This window comes from Microlunatus antarcticus, from assembly GCF_014193425.1.
Taxonomy (GTDB): Bacteria; Actinomycetota; Actinomycetes; order Propionibacteriales; family Propionibacteriaceae; genus Microlunatus; species Microlunatus antarcticus.
Genome location: NZ_JACHZG010000001.1, coordinates 1,279,591 through 1,300,525, shown reverse-complemented (window position 1 = coordinate 1,300,525; position 20,935 = coordinate 1,279,591). Strand labels below are relative to the sequence as shown.

Genomic DNA, 20,935 nt, shown 5'->3' with positions numbered 1-20,935 from the left:
TTGTAGCGCTCGGCCGCTGCGTCGCCGTGCAGCGTCGGCGCCTCCTCGTGCGGGTCGGCGGGAACACCTCGTACGGTCCCCGGTCGCGGTAGCTCCGACGGCTGTGCGAGAACGCCCGCAGGTAGTCGTACTCGTCCTGGTTGAGCGGCGGGCTGATCTGAACGTGGCCCAGGTATCTCGTGGTGACGCCCATGACGGTCCTCTCGACGGTGTTGGTCACCGAGAGCATCAGGACATCGCGCCGGACGTGCCGGTCCGACCGTCACCTGTGGACGACGGTCACTGCACCCTGTGGACAGCCCAGGTCTTCGCGGCCTCCAGGGCGCTCGCCACCTCGTCGAGCTGCTCGCGCACCCGGACGGTCGCCGTGCCGCCTCGCCCGGTGCGGCTGTCGATCGAGCCGGGGACAGTGAGGACGTCGAGCACCTCAGCCTGCAGCAGCGGCGAGATCGCCTGCAGCTGATCGGGCGTCAGGTCCGACAGCTCCAGCCCGCGCTCCTCGCAGTAGCGCACGGCGGAGCCGGCGACGTCGTGCGCGACGGCGAAGGGCACCCGCTGCCGGACGAGCCAGTCGGCGAGGTCCGTCGCGAGGGAGAAGCCGCGCGGCGCGAGGCTCGCCAGCCGCTCGGTGTCGAAGGTGAGCGTCCCGACCATGCCGGCCACCGCCGGGAGCAGCACGAGCAGCTGGTCGACGGAGTCGAAGAGCGGCTCCTTGTCCTCCTGCAGGTCACGGGCGTACGCGAGCGGGAGGCCCTTGAGCGTGGTGAGGAGGCCGGTCAGGTTGCCGACCAGGCGCCCCGCCTTGCCGCGGGCGAGCTCGGCGACGTCGGGGTTCTTCTTCTGCGGCATGATGCTCGACCCGGTGGACCAGGCGTCGTCGAGCCGGGCGAAGCCGAACTCGTACGTGCACCACAGGATGACGTCCTCCGACAGGCGCGAGAGGTCGACCCCGACCTGGGCCAGGACGTAGGCCGCCTCGGCGGCGAGGTCACGTGCCGACGTGCCGTCGATCGAGTTGGCCACCGCGTCCTCGAAGCCGAGCTCGTGCGCGACGAAGGTCGGGTCGAGCCCCAACGACGTCCCAGCCAGGGCCCCGGACCCGTACGGGCTCAGCGCGAGCCGGGCGTCGAGGTCGCGCATCCGGTCGACGTCACGCAGCAAAGGCCAGGCGTGCGCAAGCAGATGGTGCGAGAGCAGGACCGGCTGGGCGTGCTGCAGGTGGGTGCGCCCCGGCATCGGGACGCCGAGGTGCGTGGTCGCCTGGTCGTGGAGCGCGACGACCACCTCCGAGACGGCCGCGGCGACCAGGCGCAGGTGGTCACGAAGCCAGAGCCGCAGCAGGGTGGCGATCTGGTCGTTGCGCGAGCGCCCGGCGCGCAGCCGTCCGCCCAGCTCCGGGCCGAGGACCTCGGTCAGGCGCCGTTCCAACGCGCCGTGCACGTCCTCGTCGTCGGGCGCTGGTGCAAAGGCGCCGGCGTCGACCTCGTCCCGGAGCGTGGCGAGGCCGGTGAGCATCCCGGCGAGCTCGTCGTCGGTGAGCAGCCCGGCACGGTGCAGCGCGCGGGCGTGCGCGACGGAGCCGGCGAGGTCGTACGGGGCGAGCCGCCAGTCGAACTGGGTCGACCGGCTGAGCGCCGCCATCGCCGGTGCGGTGCCGCCGGCGAAGCGGCCGCCCCAGAGGCGTCCGGCGTGCCCTTCGACAGGCTCGGGGAGCGGTGTGTCGTGGTCGGTCACTCGACTCTTCCTGTCAGGGGCTTGCCGGTCTCGCTCATCTGCATCAGGTCACGGGCCAGCTGCTCCCCGCCGCCCGGGCTCCGGGTGATGAGCAGGATCGTGTCGTCGCCGGCGATCGTGCCGAGCACGGAGCCCCAGCCGACGCGGTCGATGGCGGAGGCGAAGTACTGGGCCGCGCCGGGCGGGGTGCGCAGCACGACGAGGTTGGCGGAGGACTCGGCGGAGACGAGCACCTCCTGGCAGAGCCGCGCGAGACGGTTCTCGAAGGTGGCGAACTCGCCGACGAACGGGGTCCGGTCGCCGCCGTCACCGGGGACGGCGTAGACGAGGTGGCCCGAGGTCCCCCGGACACGCGAGGCGCCCAGCTCGACCAGGTCGCGCGACAGCGTGCCCTGCGTGACGTGCAGACCCTCGGCGGCCAGGAGCTCCGCCAGCTCGGCCTGCGACCGGACCTGGTGCGTGCCGAGCAGCCCGACGACCCGGGCGTGCCGGGCGGTCTTGGTCGGCGGCGCGGCGTGGGTCACGGCGCTCACGCCGTCTCGCGGACCGGGGCGAGCAGGCCGGAGGGGTCGACGAGCCCGGAGCGCTCGAGCAGGAAGGTGAGCACGGCCTTCTGGGCGTGTCGCCGGTTCTCGGCCTCGTCCCAGACCACCGAGCGCGGGCCCTCGAGGACCGCGTCGCTGACCTCCTTGCCGCGGTAGGCCGGCAGGCAGTGCAGGAACAGGGCGTCCGCGTCCGCGTGAACCAGCAAGGCCTCGTCCACCTGGTACGGCGCGAAGGCCGCCTCGCGGTCGAGACCGTCCTCCTCCTGCCCCATCGAGACCCAGGTGTCGGTGGCGACGGCGTCCGCGCCGGCGACGGCCTCGGTGGGCGAGTCGGTGACGGTGACGCTGCCCCCGGTCGTCGCGGCAAGGGCTCGCGCCCGTTCGAGCAGCCCGGACGCCGGGTGGAACCCCTCGGGTGCCCCGATGCGGACGTGCATCCCCGCGGTGACGCCGCCGAGGACGTACGAGGCGGCCATGTTGTTCGCGCCGTCGCCGACGTAGGCGAAGGTCAGCCCGGGCAGCGACCGCCCGTGCTGACGCAGGGTCTGCAGGTCGGCCAGGATCTGGCACGGGTGGTAGTCGTCCGTGAGCGCGTTGACCACCGGGACCCCGGCGTACGCCGCCATGGTCGCGAGGTCGGCCTGGGCGAACGTGCGCCAGACGATCGCCGAGGCCTGGCGGCCGATCACGCGGGCCACGTCGGGGATGGACTCGCGCTTCCCGATCGCCGCCAGCCGGCCGTCGACCATCATCGGGAAGCCGCCCAGCTCGGCGATGCCCGCGCTGAACGACGCCTGCGTGCGCAGCGTCGGCTTGTCGAAGATCACCGCGACGCTGCGCGGTCCGCCGAGGGGGTGGGCGGCGTACGGGTCGGTCCGGAGACGTTCCGCGAGGTCGAGCACGACCGCCTGCTCGTCCTGGCTGAGGTCGTCGTCGGCGAGGAGGTGCCGCACCTCGGAACCAGCCACAGCGTGGGTCCCGGTGCCGGTCACGAGGTGGCCCCGGCCACGGCGGCGTCCAGGAAGCCGGGCAGCGCGTCGACGAACGTGTCCAGCTGGGCCGCGGTGATGATCAACGGCGGGGCGATCCGCAGCACGTGCGGACGCGGTGCGTTGATCACGAACCCCGCCTCGAGCGCGAGGTCGGAGACGGCCGGCCCGAGGTCGGCGGTCAGCACGATCCCGCGCAGCAGCCCCCGTCCGCGGACCTCGGAGACGAGCGGGTGGCCCAGACCCTCAACCCGCGCGACGAGGTGCTCGCCCATGGCCCTCGCGTTCTCGAGCAGGCCGTCGCGCTCGATGACGTTGATGACGGCCAGCCCGGCGATCGAGGCGACCGGGTTGCCCCCGAACGTCGTGCCGTGGCTGCCGGGTCCGAGCAGTCGCGACGCCCGCCCGGTGGCCAGGCAGGCCCCGACCGGGAAGCCGTTGCCGAGCCCCTTGGCCACCGTGACGACGTCCGCGACGACGCCCTGGGCCGTGTGGACCAGCCAGGACCCCGTCCGGCCCATGCCGGTCTGCACCTCGTCGATCCAGAGCAGCGCTCCAGCGGCGTCGCACAGCTCGCGAGCCTGGGCGAGGTAGCCCGCCGGCGGGACGATCACGCCGTTCTCGCCCTGGATCGGCTCGAGCACGACGGCGGCCACGGTCTCGTCGACCACGGCCGCGAGGGCCTCGACGTCGCCGTACGGCACGAAGGTCACGTCACCGGGCAGCGGCTCGAACGGCGCGCGGTACTTCGGGTTGTGCGTGATCGCGAGCGCGCCCATCGACCGGCCGTGGAACGCGCCCTCGGTCGAGATGATCTTCGTCCGCCCGGTCATCCGGGTGATCTTGAACGCGGCCTCGTTCGCCTCGGTGCCCGAGTTGGTGAAGAACACCTTGGCGTCGGGGTCGCCGGTGAGCCCGGCGAGCCGCGTGGCCAGGGCGACCTGGGCGGGGGTGGCGAAGAAGTTCGACACGTGGCCGAGCGTCGAGATCTGCCCGGTGACCGCCGCGAGCACCGTGGGGTGGGCGTGGCCGAGGGCGTTCACCGCGATGCCCGCGAGCAGGTCGAGGTGCCGGCGTCCGTCGGCGTCCCAGACGTAGCAGCCCTCGCCGCGCACGAAGACGCGCTTGGGCGGGCCGAACGTGTTCATGACCGACTGCGCGTAGCCCTCCAGCACGCCGGCGGAACCGCGCGGCGCCGGGCCGGCCAGCTCGGCGCTGACCATGACGTCGCTCGTCCCGACGCCGTTCACGAGAGCCCCGCCGTGTCGTCGAGGGCCGACGGCGCCGGATCGTGCGGAGCGGGCTCCGGCTCAGGCTCCGGCGTGCGCAGGAACTCACCGTTCTCGTACTCGTGCTCGGGGATGCCCTCGGCGGCGGAGAAGACCCGGCTGCCGAGCCGGACGAGGCCGTCCTGCGTGACCATCGTGCCGATGCCGGCGTTGGTGAAGATCTCGAGCAGCAGCGCGTGCGGGACCCGGCCGTCGGTGACCGTGGCCCGGGTGAGCCCGCCCTCGACCGCGCGGAGGCAGGCCTCCATCTTGGGGAGCATGCCCGACTGCAGCGACGGCATCAGCGCGCGTAGCTCGGAGGCGCTCAGCTCCTCGATCACCTCGGTCGAGCTGGGCCAGTCGCGGTAGAGGCCGTCGACGTCGGTGAGGACGACGAGACGTTCGGCGCCGAGGGCCACGGCGAGCGCGGCCGCCGCGGTGTCGGCGTTCACGTTGTGCACGACGCCCTCGGCGTCGGGGGCGATGCTCGCCACGACCGGGACGCTGCCCGCGTCGATGAGCCCGCGGATCGCCTCCGTCCGCACGGAGACGACGTCGCCGACGAGGCCGAGGTCGATCTCCTCGCCGTCGACGACGGTGCCGCGACGGGCCGCCGTGAACAGGCCGCCGTCCTCGCCGGAGAGTCCCACGGCCAGCGTGCTGTGCCGGTTGATCAACCCGACGAGGTCACGCCCGACCTGGCCCACGAGCACCATCCGGACGACGTCCATCGCCTCGGGTGTCGTCACCCGGAGACCGCCACGGAACTCCGAGGCGATGCCGAGCCGGCCCAGCATCGAGGAGATCTGCGGGCCGCCGCCGTGCACGACGACGGGGTGCACGCCGCAGCGCTTCATGAAGACGATGTCGGAGGCGAAGGCGCGCTTGAGATCCTCGTCGACCATGGCGTTGCCGCCGTACTTGATCACGACGGTCTTGCCGACGTACGTCTCCAGCCAGGGCAGGGCCTCGGTGAGGATCGACGCCTTCTCGATCAGCGAGAGCCGTTCGAGGGCCCGGGGGGCTGCGTTGCTCACGTGGAGTACTCCGCGTTCTCCTTGACGTAGTCGTACGTCAGGTCGTTGGTCCAGACGGTCGCCTTGGCGCGACCGTTCCGCAGGTTGACGTCGACGCGCACGTCGCGGGTGGAGAGGTCCACCTGGCTGCGGTCCTCGCCGATCGCGCCGTCGCGGCACACCTCCACGCCGTTGAAGGCGACGTCGATCCGGTCGGGCTCGAAGTCGGCGCCGGTCGTGCCGATCGCCGCGAGGACGCGGCCCCAATTGGGGTCGCCCCCGAAGACCGCGCACTTGAAGAGGTTGCTGCGGGCGACGGCGCGGGCGACCTCGAGGGCGTCGGCCTCGGTCGCGGCGTGCTCCACGGTGATCGCGATGTCGTGGGCGGAACCCTCGGCGTCGCGCAGCAGCTGCAGGGCCAGGTCGTGGCAGGTCTCGTCGAGCGCGGCCTGGAAGTCGCGCGCGTCGGGGCGGACACCGGAGGCGCCGCTGCTCATGAGCACCACGGTGTCGTTGGTCGACATGCACCCGTCGCTGTCGACCCGCTCGAAGGTCGTCGAGCACGACTTCCGCAGGTACGTCCCGGCCGCCTCGGCGTCGAGCACGGCGTCCGTGGTGAGGACGACGAGCATCGTGGCCAGGCCGGGCGCGAGCATCCCCGCGCCCTTGGCCATGCCGCCGACCGACCAGCCCTCGTCGGCGTAGGCCGCCGTCTTGGGCACGGTGTCGGTGGTCATGATCGCCCGCGCCGCGTCGGCGCCGCCGTCCTCGTCGAGCGCGCCCGCCGCGGCCGTGACGCCCGCGGTGATCAGGTCCATGGGGAGCCGGGTGCCGATGAGGCCCGTCGAGCAGACCGCGACGTCGCCGGCCCCGACCTCGAGCCCGAGACCCGCCAGCGCGTCGGCGACGTGCTCCGCGGTGTGGTGGGTGTCGGCGAAGCCGGCCGGGCCGGTGCACGCGTTCGCGCCGCCGGAGTTGAGCACGACGGCCTGCAGCCGGCCGTCCGCGACGGCCTGCTGCGACCACAGCACGGGTGCGGCCTTGACCCGGTTGGTGGTGAACACCGCGGCCGCGACGTGGTCGGGCCCGGTGTTGACGACCAGCGCAAGGTCCGGCTTGCCGCTCGGCTTGAGGCCGGCGGTGACGCCGGCGGCGCTGAAGCCGGCGGCTCTCGTGACGCTCACGCGTTCCTCCAGGTCATGGCGCTACTCCTACCCGGGGCAGCCCGGTGGTCTCGGGGAGGCCGAGGGCGAGGTTCATGCACTGGACCGCGCCCCCCGCCGTGCCCTTGGTCAGGTTGTCGAGGGCGGCGACGGCCACCAGCCGACCCGCGGCGCGGTCCACGGTGACCTGCACCTGGACGACGTTCGAGCCGAGCACGGACTGCGTCTGCGGCCACACCCCCGGGGGCAGCAGCTGGACGAACGGCTCGTCGGCCAGCATCTCCGCGTACACCGCGTACGCGGCCTCGGCCGTGATCTCGGGGTCGACGAGCGGGGCCGTGCAGGTGGCGAGGATGCCCCGCGACATCGGCACGAGGACGGGGGTGAAGGAGAGGGTCGGCGTGCCCGTGGCCCCGGCGACGCGGAGGTTCTGGAGGATCTCAGGGGTGTGCCGGTGTCCCCCGCCGACCCCGTACGCGCTGGCCGAGCCCATCAGCTCGGCGCCCAGCAGGTGCGGCTTGAGGGACTTCCCGGCCCCGGACGGGCCGCTGGCCGCGACCACGACGACGTCGTGCCCGTCGACCAGGCCGCCCGCGACGGCCGGCAGCAGGGCCAGCGTGGTCGCGGTCGGGTAGCAGCCGGGCACCGCGACGCGCCGGGTGCCGGCGAGCAGCTCGCGCTGGCCGGGGAGCTCGGGCAGCCCGTACGGCCACGAGCCCGCGTGCGGGGAGCCGTAGAACTGCTCCCACGCCGCCGGGTCGGTGAGCCGGAAGTCGGCCCCGCAGTCGACGACGAGCACGTCCGGGCCGAGCGCCTCGGCCACCGCCGCGGACGTTCCGTGGGGCAGGGCGAGGAAGACGACGTCGTGCCCGGCCAGCGTCTCGGGCGTCGTCGCCTCGATCACCCGGTCGGCCAGCGGCGTGAGGTGGGGCGACACGTCGCCCAGGCGTGAGCCGGCGCTGCTCGCGCCCGTCAGCGCACCGATCTCGACGTGCGGGTGCGCGAGCAGCAGCCGGAGCAGCTCGCCACCCGCGTACCCGGTCGCGCCCGCGACCGCCACCCGAAGAACCATGTGCATGATTATGGCTTTCCCTGCAAAGTTACTCAAACCCGGGGGGTCTTTTACGCTCGCAAGCAGGAGCACGACCCCCTTCTGTCGCCTAGGATTCGGGCGTGACCTCGCCCGACGCCCCGCACGTCGCCGGGTCACGTCCCGTGGTCGGCGTCGTCGTCCCCGCCTACCAGGCTGCGGACTTCGTCGTCGAGACCCTCCGGTCGGTGCAGGCCCAGACGTTCTCGAGCTGGGAATGCGTGGTGGTCGACGACGGCAGCACCGACAGCACCGCCGAGAAGGTGGCAGAGGTCGCCAGGAGCGATCCGCGGATCAGGCTGGTCCAGCAGGAGAACAAGGGACTCTCGGGGGCGCGGAACACCGGCATGTCAGCGCTCTCGGACGACGTGGAGTACGTCGCTTTCCTCGACTCCGACGACGTCTGGTGCGACACCATGCTCGAGGTGCTGCTGAAGGCGATGAGCGACGACGAGGCGGCGGTCGGGGCCTACGGCTACGCCGAGTTCCTCGACGAGACCGGCGCATCGATCCAGCCGGGCTTCCACTCCGCACGGCAGCGTTCCCGCCACGGACTGACGGGCCGTCTGAAGAGGCCCGTCGAGGAGGGTACGCCCGTCCGGTTCGACGAGATCGTGGTCGACAACCCCATCTGGCCCCCGGCGGTCGCCCTGCACCGATGGGAAGTCGTTCGGTCGGTGGGTGGTTTCGACACCGCGCTCAAGCAGCTCGAGGACGTCGACTTCCTGACCCGGATGTGCCGGTTCGGGTCTTACGTCAGCTGTGCGACACAGGTGGCCTGGTACCGACAGCATCCCGGGCAGATGACGCGACGTCGGGCCGAGTTCTGGCTGTCCTACGACACGCTCCGGCGCAAGACCTGGGAGTCGGAGGAGAACACCGAGGAACAGCGGCTGTCGGTCGAGCGTGCCTGGCAGATCGCGCAGGGGCGTCGACTTGCGCGCTGCTCGGTCCGGCTGGCCCAGTCCGCGGCTCGGCGGGACTGGCCGGCCGCGAGACGCCTCTTCCGTGGCTGGCGGGTCCTGGTCGGTCAGCTCGCCCACCGCGTACCACCCCTGCCGAACATCGATCACGTCCTCTGGACCGGCCGGGACATCTGAAGGAGATGGACGAGTTGGCGAGCGAGCGCCTGGACGGGGCACCGGGCCAGAACGCGGCCTCCGACGAGGGTAGGACGCGTCCCTCGAGCCGCACACCCACGATCGGTCTGGCCATCGCCACCATCGGACGTCCCGAGATCGGCGACCTGCTGGAGTCTGCGGGCGCGTCGAACATCCGACCGCTGGTCGTCGCGATCGGTAACCAGTCGGGGGGTCCGCTGCCGATCGACCTGCACGCCTTCCCGTTCGAGGTCGTCGAGGTCACCAGCTCGGGCGGGGCGAGCCAAGGCCGGAACGACGCGGTGCGGGCGATCGCCGACCGGGTCGACGTCCTGGGCTTCCCGAACGACGACAGCACCTTGCCGCCCGACAGCCTGGGCGAGATCGCCAGGGCTTTCGCCGAGAATCCCCACGAAGCCCTGGCCGGCGCCCTGGTCGAGTTCGGAATCACCCGTTTCGCGCTCCCCCCCAAGGGGACCCTGCTCGACCCGGTCTCGGCCTGGCGGGCCATCGAGCAGACGTCGTACGTCCGGACGGAGGTCTTCCGACGCCTGGGCGGGTTCCGGGCCGACCTTGGGACAGGCTCGGCCGGGGCGTGGCAGTCGGGAGAGATCACCGACCTCCTCCTGCGCATCCTGGAGGACGGAGGTTCGATCGTGAGTCGACCGGACATCGCGGTGCTTGGCCGCGGCGAGCAGCGGCAGCTCTCTGTCGATGCCATCGTGGCCAAGCACCGGCGGTACGCCCGGGGCACGGGCTACGTCTACCGCGTCCACCCGTACCCGGCAACGACCCGCCTCAAGACCGTCCTCGGGCCTTGGCGTCGCCCCCTCGAGCACCACCCCGATCCGCGCGTCTCGCTCCGGATCGCCACTGCGCGCTCGGCGGGAAGGATCGAGGGCCTGCTCGGGCGCGTCTTCCCCAGCCCACGCCGGGAGCCCGGACCTCGGTCCTGAGGGCTGTGACCGATGGCACCAGGCGGCTTCTCGTGAACCGCACCCCGAGCACCGACGAGCATTAACATGGACACCTGAGCAACGCAGCTTGCGTCCGACTGTTCATCACACGCATTGTCTCGGGGAGTAAAGAAGTGACGCAGGTTATGCCGAACACCACATCAGATTCGGAGATATCCGAGGGTCTGAACCGGATGCTCGACGAGGGCGGAACGCCTCACAAGCGAAGCCTCATCCGCACCATGCTCCCCCTCCTGATCTGCATCCTCATCGGCGCCGAGGTCGGCCTCGGCCTCGGCCTGCTCTCGGCGCCCGACCCGCAGGCGACGGCTCGGATCCAGGTCGTCCCGGACCCCTCCGTCAGCGGCAACCTCCCCGACACGTCCCAGGCCAACCGCTTCGTCCAGGGCGAGGTCCTGAAGATCTCCGGGGACGACCTCCAGGAACAGGCGCAGAACGCCGTGGGCGGTGCTCCCGCCCTGTCGATCACCGCCACGCAGGTCGAGTCGACGGACGTCGTCGAGGTCACTGTCGTCGCCTCTACCGCCGATGAGGCGGTCCAGCTCACCCAGGCGCTCATCCAGGCGTACGCCGACGGGCGCGAACAGGCGTTCGACCAGGGCATCGACGCCAGTCTCGCGGTCGTCAACGGCCAGCTCACCAGCCTCGCCAAGTCGTCCGCGCCGCGGTCCGACACCGGCCTCGAGTACACGCGTCTCCTCGCCCAGCGCAACGGTCTCCAGCTCGCCCGTGACTCCCGCCAGACCGCTGTCCCCGTCATCCTGCGTCCCCGGGTCGTCGAGCAGAGCAGGTGGCCGACAGCCGTTCGAGACGCCTTCGTCGGTCTGGTCCTGGGCGGACTTCTCGGTCTGGTCCTCAAGCTTCTGGTCGACCGTTCTTCGCGTCGTCCGGGTGAGGCACCTCGGTCCTGGTCGTGAGCAGGACCAGGAAAGGCTCGTCCGGTCCCTGGTGGCTGTCCCCCGCCGGGACGGTGGGCCTCATCGTCCCCTTCACGCTGGCCCTGGCTGCGTTCAACTCAGACGGACACTTCCGCGCCAGCTGGCGGACCGGCAAGTTCCTGACCTCGGCTGACATCGCCCTCTTCGCCGCTGCAGCCGCCGTGTTCGTCGTCGGTCTGGTCTGGCCGATGCTCCTCAGACGCAATCCCCGGCCCGACGCGCAGTGGCCGGGCTCTGCGGAGGAGCGGCACGTCCGGCTGACCAAGGCGGCCGGGGTGCTCTTCTGGGCCACCATGTTCGGCTACATCAGCTTTCTTGTGGTCGGGGCCGCACGCGGCGTCCGACCGGCCGACCTCATCACGTTCATCACGAAGCAGGACGCCTACGACTCCCCGTTGCGCACCTACTTCGCCCCTGTGGCCGGCCTGACGACCTTCACGCAGGTGGGGATCGCCTACGTCATCGTGGCCGCGCTCCTGCTCAAGCAGCAACGATCGGCCAAGGTCCTGCGCCGTGTCGTCCTCGTCGTGTTCCTGGGTCTCCTGCGAGCGCTCTTCCTCAGCGAACGGCTCGCGCTCATCGAGCTCGCTGTGCCCGTCGTGGCGGTCGTGTTCGCGGTCGGGACCCCGGTGCGACGACGGTCGCGCCAGGTGCTCCTGCAGCTGGGACCGGTCCTCTTCCTCCCGCTGGTCATCGGCGCCTTCGGTGTCTTCGAGTACTTCCGCAGCTGGGTGTTCTACTCGGCCCTGAAGCAGCAGTCCTTCCTCGAGTTCATGCTCGACCGGCTCGCCGGCTACTACGCGACGGCGTACAACAACGGAGCACTGGCCCTGCAGGCGGCGCACGGCATCCCTCGGTTGCCCTACCAGAGCGTCGAGGTCCTGTGGACGGCGCCGGGCGTCGGCGCGCTCGACCTCTACGGACGTCTGAGCTATCACATCTCGCCCACGAGCTACGACACCCTGCTGATGCAGCATGCAAACCCGGAGTTCAACAGCCCCGGCGGGCTGGCCATCCCGTTCCTGGACTACGGCACGGTCGGCGGCTTCGTCTTCCTGCTGCTGGTCGGCAGCCTCATCGGACTGGTGTACCGCGAGCTGCGGGACGGGACGAGCTGGGCGACGCTGCTGTACCCGCTTCTCGTGACGGGGCTGTTCGAGCTGCCGCGCTACCTCTACTGGGCCCAGGGACGCATCACCCCGGCCCTGCTCGGCCTCGTCCTCACGCACTGGTGGATGAAGTCCGCCAAGGTGCCACCCTCGGCGGCTGCACCGGCCCCAGAGCTGCAAGACGCACACGGCCGATGACGGACGAACCTGCCGGCGACCTGGACGGCGCAGCCCCCGAGCCTCCTCTGGTCGGTGTGGTCATGCCCGCCAGGGACGCGGAGGAGTGGATCGAGGCCTCGCTCGGTTCGCTGCAGGCGCAGACGATGGAGCGTTGGGTGTGTGTCGTCGTCGACGACGGCTCGCTCGACCGCACGCGGAGCATCGTCCAGGCCTTGGCAGCCACCGACGACCGTGTGGTCCTCCTGCGGCAGCCGGGTCGCGGGGTGGCCGCGGCACGGAACGCCGGGCTCGACGCGCTCCCACCCGGGTGTCGCTACGTGGGGTTCCTCGACAGCGACGACCTCTACCTGCCCGACGCGCTGGCCGGGCTCGTGGCTGCGCTCGAGAGACGTCCCGACGCTGCGGCCGCGTTCGGGCTCGCCGACTACATCGACGAGGCCGGCCGGCTCCTGAACCCCGGTCTGCACCCGAGCCGGCAGCGCTGGCATCGCCAGCTCCGGTCCGGCCGGCTGGTCCTCCAGGAGGCCGAGGAGGACGTCACCTTCGACTCGCTCGTGGTCGACGACCCGGTCTGGCCGGCCGCCGTGGCCCTGCACCGCACCGAAGCGGTCTCGAGGGCCGGCGGCTTCGACGTGTCGTTCCCGCTCCTGGAGGACTGGGAGCTGCACCTGCGCGTCGCTCGCCAGGGCCCGTACGTCGCCACCGACCAGCACGTCGCCCTCTACCGGCGGCACAGCTCGAACCTGACCGGCCGTCATCATGACGCCGAGTTCCATCGCGCGCGCGTCCGCCGGCTCGCCTGGGCCGCCGACGAGGCCTCTCCACGCGAACGGGCGGCCGTCGCGACAGCGTGGCGGCTGCTCGAACGTCGGCAGGTGCTCGTGCTCGGCAAGCACGTCGTCCGCAGCGTTCGATCCCGGCGCTGGCGCTCGGCGCGGCGGGCGTCGGTCGGGCTGGTCGTCGCCGGTGTGACGTCGCTCGGCCGTCGGCCACCGGCCGCCTCCCTGCGACGGACCCGTCTGACCCGTCCCGACGACCTGCTGGGGATCCCGCTCTGAGGCGTCCTCTGCTACGCGCAGTAATCCCAGCGACGGTCGGGCCGTCCCGTTAGTCTGAGCCATCGTGACGAGGCGGCCGGCGGTGTTGAGCGATCCGCTCCGGATCACCCATGTCGTGACCAACGCCAACTTCGCCGGGACCGAGCGCTACGTGGTGGACGTCAGCAACGAGCTGGCGGCCCGCGGTCACGACGTGCTCGTGGTCGGCGGCGACCCGGTCGTCGTCCCCCGCGAGCTGGCAGGCCCACGCTGGTCCCCCGGTGCGACGACGTGGGAGGCGCTGCGCGAGCTCCGGCGGTCAGGTCGTCGTGACGTGGTCCACAGCCACATCGCCAGGAGCGACTTCGTGGCCCTCGCCGCAGACCCTTGGACGCGTGCCCGACGGATCTCGACGCGGCACATCACGGCACCGCGTGGTTACCGGGCGCCGGTCCGCCTGCTGGGCCGAGGGGTCCGTAGGCTGCTCCACCGCGAGATCGCCGTCAGCGCCTGGACGTCGGCCCAGCTCGATCGCCCGGCTGATGCGGTCCTGATCAACGGGGTCCCCCCGGCCGCCGCCGGGGCCCTGCCGCGTGAGCGGGTCGTCCTGATGGCGCAGCGGCTCGCCCCGGAGAAGGACACCTCCACCGGGCTGCGGGCCTGGGCTGCGAGCGACCTTCGCGACCAGGGCTGGCGCCTCGTGATCGCGGGGTCCGGAGAGCTGGAGGACGCTCTGGCCAAGGAGGTGGCGGCGCTCGGGATCACCGACAGCGTCGACATGACGGGGTGGGTCGGCGACCTCGACGTCCGCCTCAGGACTTGCGGACTCTTCCTCGCACCGGCGCCTTCGGAACCGTGCGGCCTCACGTTGTTGGAAGCCATGGCCAGGGCGACGCCCGTCGTCGCGGCAGGGGCGGGCGGTCACCGGGAGACGATCGGTTCGCTGGCTGACGCCGCGCTCTTCCCCCCGGGGGACGCTGCCCGAGCCGCCGAGCTGCTCAACGACCTCGGCGCCTCGGAGCCGACCCGCAACGCCTACGGGGCGGCGCTCCGACGTCTCCAGCAGGAGAAGTTCACCATCAGCACGCACGTCGACGGGTTGCTCGCGGTTTACCGCTCCTGACGGAAGCAGCAGCGCTCCGCCCCCTCGCCAAGGCCGGCGACGTCAGCCCCGACGCGACAGGGCGAGCACGAGGCGTGACGCCGGTCCGGGGACGGTGCCCGCCACCCACTCCACGTCGCTGTGGTCGAGCATCCCGACCAGCCGGGAGCCCAGTCCCAGGACGGCCATGAAGGCCACGACCGAGAGGACCAGGCCCAACGGTCCGGCGACCAGGTGCTGCAGGAGCACTGCTGCTCCCCCGGCGGCCAGCGCCACGAGGCCCGCGCGGACCAGACGCCACCAGCGGAGGTCCACCACCACCCCGCTTCGCAGCGAGTAGACGACGAGAACACCCGCGCTGACCAGCTGTGCGGAGATCGTGGCGATCACGGCGCCCGTCGTCCCGAGACCCGGGATGAGCGTCCAGGCCAGAGCGATGTCGATGACCGCGGCCGATCCGCCGGCGATGAGCACCGGGCGGAGCCGACCCGTCCCGCTCCAGAACGTCGAGTAGAGCTGGGCGAGCGGCGTGAGGAGAAGGCTGAACCCGAGCCACCGGACGAGCCTGGCCGATTCGACGAAATCGCGACCGTAAGCAAGCACCAGCACGCCCGGCCCCACCGTCACCGCACCCGCCACGACCACCAGCTCGAGCGTCAGCAGGACACGGGCGGCCCGACCCAGGGCCAGCTCCACCGCTCGGGGCTCGCGGGCGTTCCGCGCCGCGATCGCCGGCATGGCGGCCCCGATCAGCGAGCCCAGCAGCGTGGTGGGGATGCTGATGAGGCTGAACGCCACCGAGTACATGGCGACCGAGCGCGCGTCCGAGTACCAGTCGAGGAACACGAGCTCCAGACGACGCTCGACGATCTGGACGATCAGGCCGGAGACGACGAACATGCCCCACAGGCGTGCCACGGGGCGCCACTCAGGGGCAGGGCGCTCGCGCGGCGGGAACTGGTTGGTGCGGACGTCGATGGCCCGGAGTGCGACGGTCAGGACGATGCTGACCACGAGCTGCACCGCGAAGACCGCGTCGATCCCGAGCCCGGCGTAGATCGCGACGATCGCCAGCAGGGGGTTCACGGCCTGAGCGACGAGCCGCCTGGACGACGTCGGGCCCCACCCCTGCTGGGCGATGTTGCGGCAGGCGTGCGCCCAGCCGACCGCATCGACCAGGGTGGTGCAGGCAGCGAGCACCCACAGCAGCCGGTAGTCCTGGCGGTCCAGCCCCGCCAGCAGCAGGATGCTCGCCGAGAGCAGACCGGTGGCGATGTGGACGTGGTACGACCAGCGCGCCAACCAGGCGGCCTTCTTGACGTCGTGGTCACCGGTCGCCGAGGCGAGCAGCTGCACGCTGGCGATCGTGACCGAGAAGACGAGGATGTGCGTGATCGACGAGGCGACGTAGGCGACCAGGCTCTGCTCCCCGAGCACGTCGGTGCCGAGCCGGCGGCCGATCACGATCGACAGGGCCAGCGTCCCGGCCATCGGCAGCACCGCCGAGGCAGCGCTCCAGATGCCTCCCGAGAAAGCGCCACGGCGGCTGGTCGCCTCCGTCACCGGAGCCGTGGGCGCCAGCGCTTCGGACGTGGTCAGCGGCGGGACCGGACCGAGCGGTTCGGCATCGGACCCGGGCGTGGAGCCGTCGTCAGTCATCGAGGGCCGCCCCGTCTCGCGGCTCGGCCGGTCCGGCGTGCGACCCGCGGGCCACCAACGAGCAGATCGCCGCCACGATCTCCGCGGACCGGTCCCAGGTGAAGCGGGCGAGGTCGATGCTGGGCGGACGTGGATCCTCGATCGCCTCACGGAGGCCGCCGGTGATGCTCTCGACGGACCGCGGGTCCACGTAGTGCGCCCCGTCGCCGCAGATCCAGCGGAACACGGGCAGCTCTGAGATGACCAGCGAGCCGGCCCCTGCCGCCGCAGCCTCGACGAGCGGCAGACCGAAACCCTCGGCGTGGCTGACGAACACCACCGCGCGGCAGCCTGCGTACAGCGCGCGCAGCTCGTCGTCGCTCACGTAGCCGGCGTCGACGACCTCGGCGGGCCAGCTGATCTGCTCGGACCGGAAGATGCCGGCGCCCCCGCCCACCACGACCAACGGGTGAGTGGTCCGCTCCGCGTCGGACAGTGCCGCATAGGCCTGGGCCAGCAGCGGGAGGTTCTTGCGCGGGTCCAGGCTGCCCACCGCGAGCAGGTAGGAGCCGCTCACGAGACCCCGGGACAGCAGCACCGCCGCGTCGTCCGGGCCGCTCGGGGCGCTGAAGACGGTGCTCGGCGCGTTGGGCGCCACCCGGACAGGGACGTCGTACGCGGCCAGCTGCTCAGCCACGGGCTCGCTGACCGCCACCAGCGCCTGAGCGGTCCGCAGCTGTGCCCGGAGCAGCGGCGCGTGGGTCCACACGTAGGCCCGGCTGAACCACTCGGGGTTGGTCAGGACGAACAGGTCGTGGACGACGAGCACGTGTCGGCGTGCCCACAGCGGCGCCCTGGCGGTCAGCGAGACCAGGACCCGCGACCCGGCCCGCAACGGCAACGCGGAGAGGGTCCAGGCCCACACACGCAGGGCCGACGTGCGCCACCACCCGGTCGGCTCGAGCATCACGACCCCGGGTCGTGACCGTAACCGGCTAGCGATCTCGTGGGCGTAGCGCTGCTGCCCGGTGACGCGCTGCGTCACGTAGCTCTGGTTGACGGCGACGGTCGTGCGGGTCATCGGCCTACCCATCCGTGGATCTCCTGCTCGAAGCGCCCGCGCGAGAAGGTCCGCGCATGAGCGATCCGGTCGGTCCGGCCGGTCGCCATCGCGGCCTCCGCGGCGGGACCCATCTCGTCGTGGTCGTCGAAGGTGATGAGCGCCCCCGTGAGTCCCGGCACGACGCTCTCCGCCGTGCCGCCGAGGGCCTGGGCCAGCACCGGCGCCCCGGCGGCCATGGCCTCCACGGGCATGATCCCGAAGTCCTCGACGGCCGGGAACACGAAGAGGTCCGTGGTCTGGTAAAGCGCTCGCAGCATGGCGGTCGAAGGCCCCTCGAGGATCACCACGGGGACGGATGCCGCCTCGCCGACGGCCCGCAACCTGTCGAGCTCAGGACCCCGGCCGGCCAGGACGACCGGCCGACCCGCGCGCTCCCCGACCGCGACCACCAGCTCCAGCCGCTTGTACGGGATGAACCGGGAGGCCCCGAGGACGAAGCCTTCGGGCAACGAGTCCAGCACGGCCTGCTCCTCGACGGTCAGCTCGTCGCGCCAGCTGGGCACCGCCTGGATCGACTCCACCTCGACCGGGGGGAAGATCACCCGGCTGTCGACCTCCCAGGTGGAGGCGACGCGCTCGCGCACGAAGGCGCTGTTGGCGGCGAACTGAGCACCTTCGTGGGCTCGCTTCCGGTCCATCGGTTTCAGCAGGGCCGAAGCCGCCCGCAGCGGCAGGCTCGCGCCGCGACCGTCGTGATCCGGGGTCCAGATGTAGCGGGCCGGGCTGTGCACGTAGACGAAGCGCGGAAGGTCTGCACGTCCGCCGAAGCGGGCGTGGTGCGCGAAGAGGTGCGAGCTGATCAGGGCCCAGTCGTAGCCACGGTCCTCCAGCCTGCGCCAGGTGGCGGGCATGAAGGGCAGCGCTGCGACCTTGCTCCGCCTCAGCGGGGTGCGCGCCAGCCACGTCTCGTTCAGCTGGCGGCCGGCGAAGCGCCCCACGGAGTCGTTCCACAAGCAGTAGAGATCGGCCTGCGGAAACATCTCGCTGAACGCCTCGAAGACGTTCTCGGACCCGCCCGACTGGGCTATCCACTCATGGACGAGCGCCCCACGGGCGTGCGTTTCGGTCACCATGTCTCCCCGGAATGTCGGCGCGGGCGACTGGTCTTGCGATGACCAGGTCTGCGGCATCGCAACGCTGGTCGACGACCAGCTCCCCCAAAAGAAGTTGTCGAACCGCCCCCGGTCCGGCGGACCTCACTCTATCGGTCCGGACGAATCCGCTCACCCGGAACGGCAAATACCCACGAGGTGGAGTGCGTCACCCACCGAGCCAGCAGGCTCGTCCTTCGGCGTCCGCCACCGCGTTGCGGTAACCTGCAGAGCATCGTGGACTGCAGCTCAGCCTTGTTTCGCGTCCTCGCGGCGGTGGTCATCGTTGGTTGGACGGCCGCCGGGTGCGGTAGCACCACCGAACCCCCGCCGCCCCCCAGCACCACGACGCCGGCCACCACGTCAGGTCTCTCACCCCAGTCCTTCGGGGCCGTGGGCGACGGTTCCACCGACGACACCGCAGCGCTGCAGCGGGCTCTCGACGCCCTCCGCCCCGGGCAGACGTTGGACATCGCCGCCGGGAAGGTCTACCGGCACAGCGACATCCTGACGGTGCGGCAGCCGGACGTCAGCATCAGCGGCTCGGGCACCTTCCTCGCCACGAACGAGGACCGTTCCGAGGTCCTGCTCGACGCCGACCGCGTGGTCGTCGACGGTCCGACCTTCAAGATGCAGTCCACCACCCGACGCGGCGAGACCTTCGAGCAGATGAAGCTGCGCTTGGCGGACCACACGGGCATCGTCGTGCGGAACGTGGTCATCGACGGCTCCTCGGCAGCCGGGGTCTACGTCGGCTCGGGGGTCTCGAACTTCCTGCTCGAGAACCTGCAGGTGCGGGACACGCGCGCCGACGGCATCCACATCACGGGGACCGCGCACGACGGCGTCGTGCGGAAACCCGTCGTCGACCGGGCGGGGGACGACGGCGTCGCGGTGGTCTCCTACCTGGAGGACAAGGAACCGGTCCGCCGCGTGATGGTCGAGTCGCCCACGGTGCGCAACAGCACCGGGGGGCGCGGGGTGAGCGTCGTGGGCGGCGAGGACATCACCTACACCGACGTGAACGTGCTCGCCTCCAGCTCGGCCGCCGTCTACATCGCGAGCGAGGGCAGCCCGTACTACACGTTCGCGCCCGAGCGCGTGAAGGTCGTCGGCGCCACGCTCGTCGACTCCAACACCGCCGCGAGCGTCGACCATGGGGCGTTCCTGGTCTACGCGGGCAACCCGGGCCACCCACCCTCGGACATCTCGGCCAGCGACGTCACCATTCGGGGCACCCGGCCCGGGGCCTCGTCGCAGGTCGGGGTGCGGGCCGACCCCTCCTGCACCGCCGAGCGTGTGACGCTGACCGACTTCACCGTCGAGGGCGGGGGCAAGGCCTTCCTGGCCAACGTCCCTGCGTCGTCCTACACGCGCTCGGGCTGGAAGGTCTGAGCAGCCCGGACGCTCGCGTCTGAGCGTGCGGTGCGCACGAATAGACCGGACACGCGATCCGTCCGTCCCTGCGCTCCCTCGCTTGCCGGCGATCCGTCGAGACTTGCCCAATCTGGTGCGGAGGTCGCCGCAGGACGCTAGATTGCCGCGAGCGAGGCCACGCGTCCGCCCATCGCCGGGCGACGCAGGTGCTGGGTCTCGTCACACCGCTCGGGGACTCCTGCACAGCAGCACACGGGGATCGACGCTGCCTGCTCAGCCCCGAGAGGTCCCATGGCTCCTCACGCCGACCGGACGCACCAGCACCTCAGCACGCCTACCGTCCTGGCTCGTCGAGCGGCGGCACTGGGCGTCGTCGTGCTCGTCGCCCTGACGGGTCCGCTGCCCTCAGCCTCCGCCGCCACGACGACGCTGACCCCGGAAGCCTTCGGGGCCGTCGGGAACGGGAAGGTCGACGACACCGCCGCTCTCCGGCGGGCCCTCGACGCACTCCGACCCGGCACGACCCTGAAGCTCGGGGCCGGGAAGGTCTACGCGCACGACGACGTTCTCACCCTCCGCACCCCGCGCGTCCGCATCGCCGGCAAGGCGACCCTCCTCGCGACGGACGAGAGCCGCTCGGCCGTGTTCGTCGACGCCGACCGGGTCGAGATCGACGACACGACCTTCTCGGTGCGGTCGACCACGCAGCGCTGGGGGACGTTCGACCAGATGAAGCTCCGGCTCGGCGAACGTAGCGGCATCGTGCTGCGCCGCGTGACCGTCGACGGGTCGGCTGCGGCGGGCATCTACCTGTGGGGCACGTCCCACTTCGTCATCGACGACGTGCGGGTGCGCGACACGAGAGCGGACGGCATCCACGTCACGGGTCCGTCGCACGACGGCACGATCCGCCGCGCGGTCGTCGATCGGGCGGGTGACGACGGGATCGGCATCGTCTCCTACCAGCAGGACGGGGTGCCGGTGAAGAAGGTCCTCGTCGACGCACCGACCGTGCGGGACAACAGCTGGGGGCGCGGGATCAGCGTGGTCGGGGGCGAGGACCTCACCCTACGGAAGGTGGACGTCCGGGCGTCGAGCTCGGCGGCCGTCTACATCGCGAGCGAGGGCAGCCCCTGGAACACATTCGCGCCGGTGCGGGTGAAGGTCCAGGGAGCGCGCTTGCGCTCGTCGAACACGGCAGCCGGTGTCGATCATGGAGCGTTCCTGGTCTACGCCGGCAACCCGGGGTTCGCGCCGCGGGACATCTCCGCCGACAAGGTGAAGATCACCGGAACCCGCCGGCAGGCGAGCTCGCAGGTCGGGATCCGGGCCGACCCGGGGTGCAGCGTGCGCAAGATCAAGCTCAGCCGCTTCACCGTGAGTGGAGGTGGCCACGTCTTCTCCAGCAACGTGCCCGCCTCGGCCTACCGCCGGACAGGCTGGAAGTCGAGGAGCTGA

General features: G+C 71.6%; 18 protein-coding genes. 8 read left to right on the top strand and 10 right to left on the bottom strand.

What is annotated here, in order from left to right:
• Positions 1-279: 279 nt before the first annotated feature.
• From argH to argC, 7 genes are read right to left on the bottom strand one after another with little or no spacing between them, the layout of a single operon-like run.
• Positions 280-1,734: an argininosuccinate lyase gene (argH, locus tag FHX39_RS05975; protein WP_332836689.1), complete on the bottom strand. Its 1,455-nt coding sequence runs from the start codon at positions 1,732-1,734 to the stop codon at positions 280-282.
• Positions 1,731-2,258, bottom strand: coding sequence for an arginine repressor (locus FHX39_RS05970; RefSeq protein ID WP_183340997.1), 528 nt, complete (start codon positions 2,256-2,258; stop codon positions 1,731-1,733). The genes argH and FHX39_RS05970 overlap by 4 nt, the downstream gene beginning before the upstream one ends.
• A 5-nt stretch (positions 2,259-2,263) precedes the next feature.
• The gene (gene argF, locus FHX39_RS05965) at positions 2,264-3,232 is read right to left on the bottom strand and encodes an ornithine carbamoyltransferase (RefSeq protein ID WP_183337229.1); all 969 of its coding nucleotides are present in this window, start codon (positions 3,230-3,232) and stop codon (positions 2,264-2,266) included.
• A 35-nt stretch (positions 3,233-3,267) separates the two neighbouring features.
• Positions 3,268-4,491 (bottom strand): acetylornithine transaminase, encoded by a 1,224-nt coding sequence (locus FHX39_RS05960; RefSeq protein ID WP_183337228.1) that lies wholly within the window; start codon positions 4,489-4,491, stop codon positions 3,268-3,270.
• Positions 4,492-4,514: 23 nt separating this feature from the next.
• Positions 4,515-5,573 (bottom strand): acetylglutamate kinase, encoded by a 1,059-nt coding sequence (gene argB / locus FHX39_RS05955; RefSeq protein ID WP_183337227.1) that lies wholly within the window; start codon positions 5,571-5,573, stop codon positions 4,515-4,517.
• Positions 5,570-6,736: a bifunctional glutamate N-acetyltransferase/amino-acid acetyltransferase ArgJ gene (gene argJ / locus FHX39_RS05950; RefSeq protein ID WP_183337226.1), complete on the bottom strand. Its 1,167-nt coding sequence runs from the start codon at positions 6,734-6,736 to the stop codon at positions 5,570-5,572. Before argJ ends, argB begins: the two co-directional genes overlap by 4 nt.
• Before the next feature lie 13 nt (positions 6,737-6,749).
• Entirely contained in the window at positions 6,750-7,787 is a 1,038-nt protein-coding gene (gene argC, locus FHX39_RS05945) for an N-acetyl-gamma-glutamyl-phosphate reductase (protein WP_183337225.1), read from the bottom strand.
• A gap of 101 nt (positions 7,788-7,888) precedes the next feature.
• Here argC and FHX39_RS05940 point away from each other — a divergent pair, with 101 nt between their 5' ends.
• The 6 genes from FHX39_RS05940 to FHX39_RS05915 all read left to right on the top strand — a co-directional run bounded on the left by FHX39_RS05940 (position 7,889) and on the right by FHX39_RS05915 (position 14,269).
• Complete coding sequence (locus FHX39_RS05940; protein WP_183337224.1) at positions 7,889-8,905, top strand: glycosyltransferase family 2 protein; 1,017 nt, start codon at positions 7,889-7,891, stop codon at positions 8,903-8,905.
• Between the two features lie 5 nt (positions 8,906-8,910).
• Positions 8,911-9,861 (top strand): glycosyltransferase family 2 protein, encoded by a 951-nt coding sequence (locus FHX39_RS05935; protein ID WP_183337223.1) that lies wholly within the window; start codon positions 8,911-8,913, stop codon positions 9,859-9,861.
• 242 nt (positions 9,862-10,103) lie between these two features.
• The gene (locus FHX39_RS05930) at positions 10,104-10,799 is read left to right on the top strand and encodes a GumC domain-containing protein (protein WP_183337222.1); all 696 of its coding nucleotides are present in this window, start codon (positions 10,104-10,106) and stop codon (positions 10,797-10,799) included.
• On the top strand, positions 10,796-12,127 hold the full coding sequence (locus FHX39_RS05925) for an oligosaccharide repeat unit polymerase (RefSeq protein ID WP_183337221.1): 1,332 nt from the start codon (positions 10,796-10,798) through the stop codon (positions 12,125-12,127). The genes FHX39_RS05930 and FHX39_RS05925 overlap by 4 nt, the downstream gene beginning before the upstream one ends.
• Positions 12,124-13,167: a glycosyltransferase family 2 protein gene (locus FHX39_RS05920; protein WP_183337220.1), complete on the top strand. Its 1,044-nt coding sequence runs from the start codon at positions 12,124-12,126 to the stop codon at positions 13,165-13,167. Before FHX39_RS05925 ends, FHX39_RS05920 begins: the two co-directional genes overlap by 4 nt.
• 85 nt (positions 13,168-13,252) lie before the next feature.
• Positions 13,253-14,269, top strand: a complete 1,017-nt coding sequence (locus tag FHX39_RS05915) for a glycosyltransferase family 4 protein (RefSeq protein ID WP_183337219.1) — start codon at positions 13,253-13,255, stop codon at positions 14,267-14,269.
• Between the two features lie 42 nt (positions 14,270-14,311).
• On the opposite strand, the gene FHX39_RS05910 is transcribed toward FHX39_RS05915, so the two are convergent.
• Genes FHX39_RS05910 through FHX39_RS05900 form a run of 3 tightly spaced genes read right to left on the bottom strand, consistent with a single transcriptional unit; the run spans position 14,312 to position 18,082 of the window.
• Positions 14,312-15,907, bottom strand: coding sequence for a lipopolysaccharide biosynthesis protein (locus FHX39_RS05910; protein ID WP_183337218.1), 1,596 nt, complete (start codon positions 15,905-15,907; stop codon positions 14,312-14,314).
• Positions 15,900-16,967 carry a glycosyltransferase family 4 protein gene (locus FHX39_RS05905; protein WP_183337217.1) on the bottom strand — a complete coding sequence of 356 codons (1,068 nt, stop codon included), beginning with the start codon at positions 16,965-16,967 and terminating at the stop codon, positions 15,900-15,902. Before FHX39_RS05905 ends, FHX39_RS05910 begins: the two co-directional genes overlap by 8 nt.
• Positions 16,964-18,082, bottom strand: a complete 1,119-nt coding sequence (locus FHX39_RS05900) for a glycosyltransferase (protein WP_183337216.1) — start codon at positions 18,080-18,082, stop codon at positions 16,964-16,966. The genes FHX39_RS05905 and FHX39_RS05900 overlap by 4 nt, the downstream gene beginning before the upstream one ends.
• A 411-nt stretch (positions 18,083-18,493) precedes the next feature.
• On the opposite strand from FHX39_RS05900, the gene FHX39_RS05895 reads away from it, so the two are divergent.
• On the top strand, positions 18,494-19,495 hold the full coding sequence (locus FHX39_RS05895) for a right-handed parallel beta-helix repeat-containing protein (RefSeq protein WP_183337215.1): 1,002 nt from the start codon (positions 18,494-18,496) through the stop codon (positions 19,493-19,495).
• A gap of 273 nt (positions 19,496-19,768) precedes the next feature.
• Positions 19,769-20,935 (top strand): right-handed parallel beta-helix repeat-containing protein, encoded by a 1,167-nt coding sequence (locus FHX39_RS05890; RefSeq protein WP_183337214.1) that lies wholly within the window; start codon positions 19,769-19,771, stop codon positions 20,933-20,935.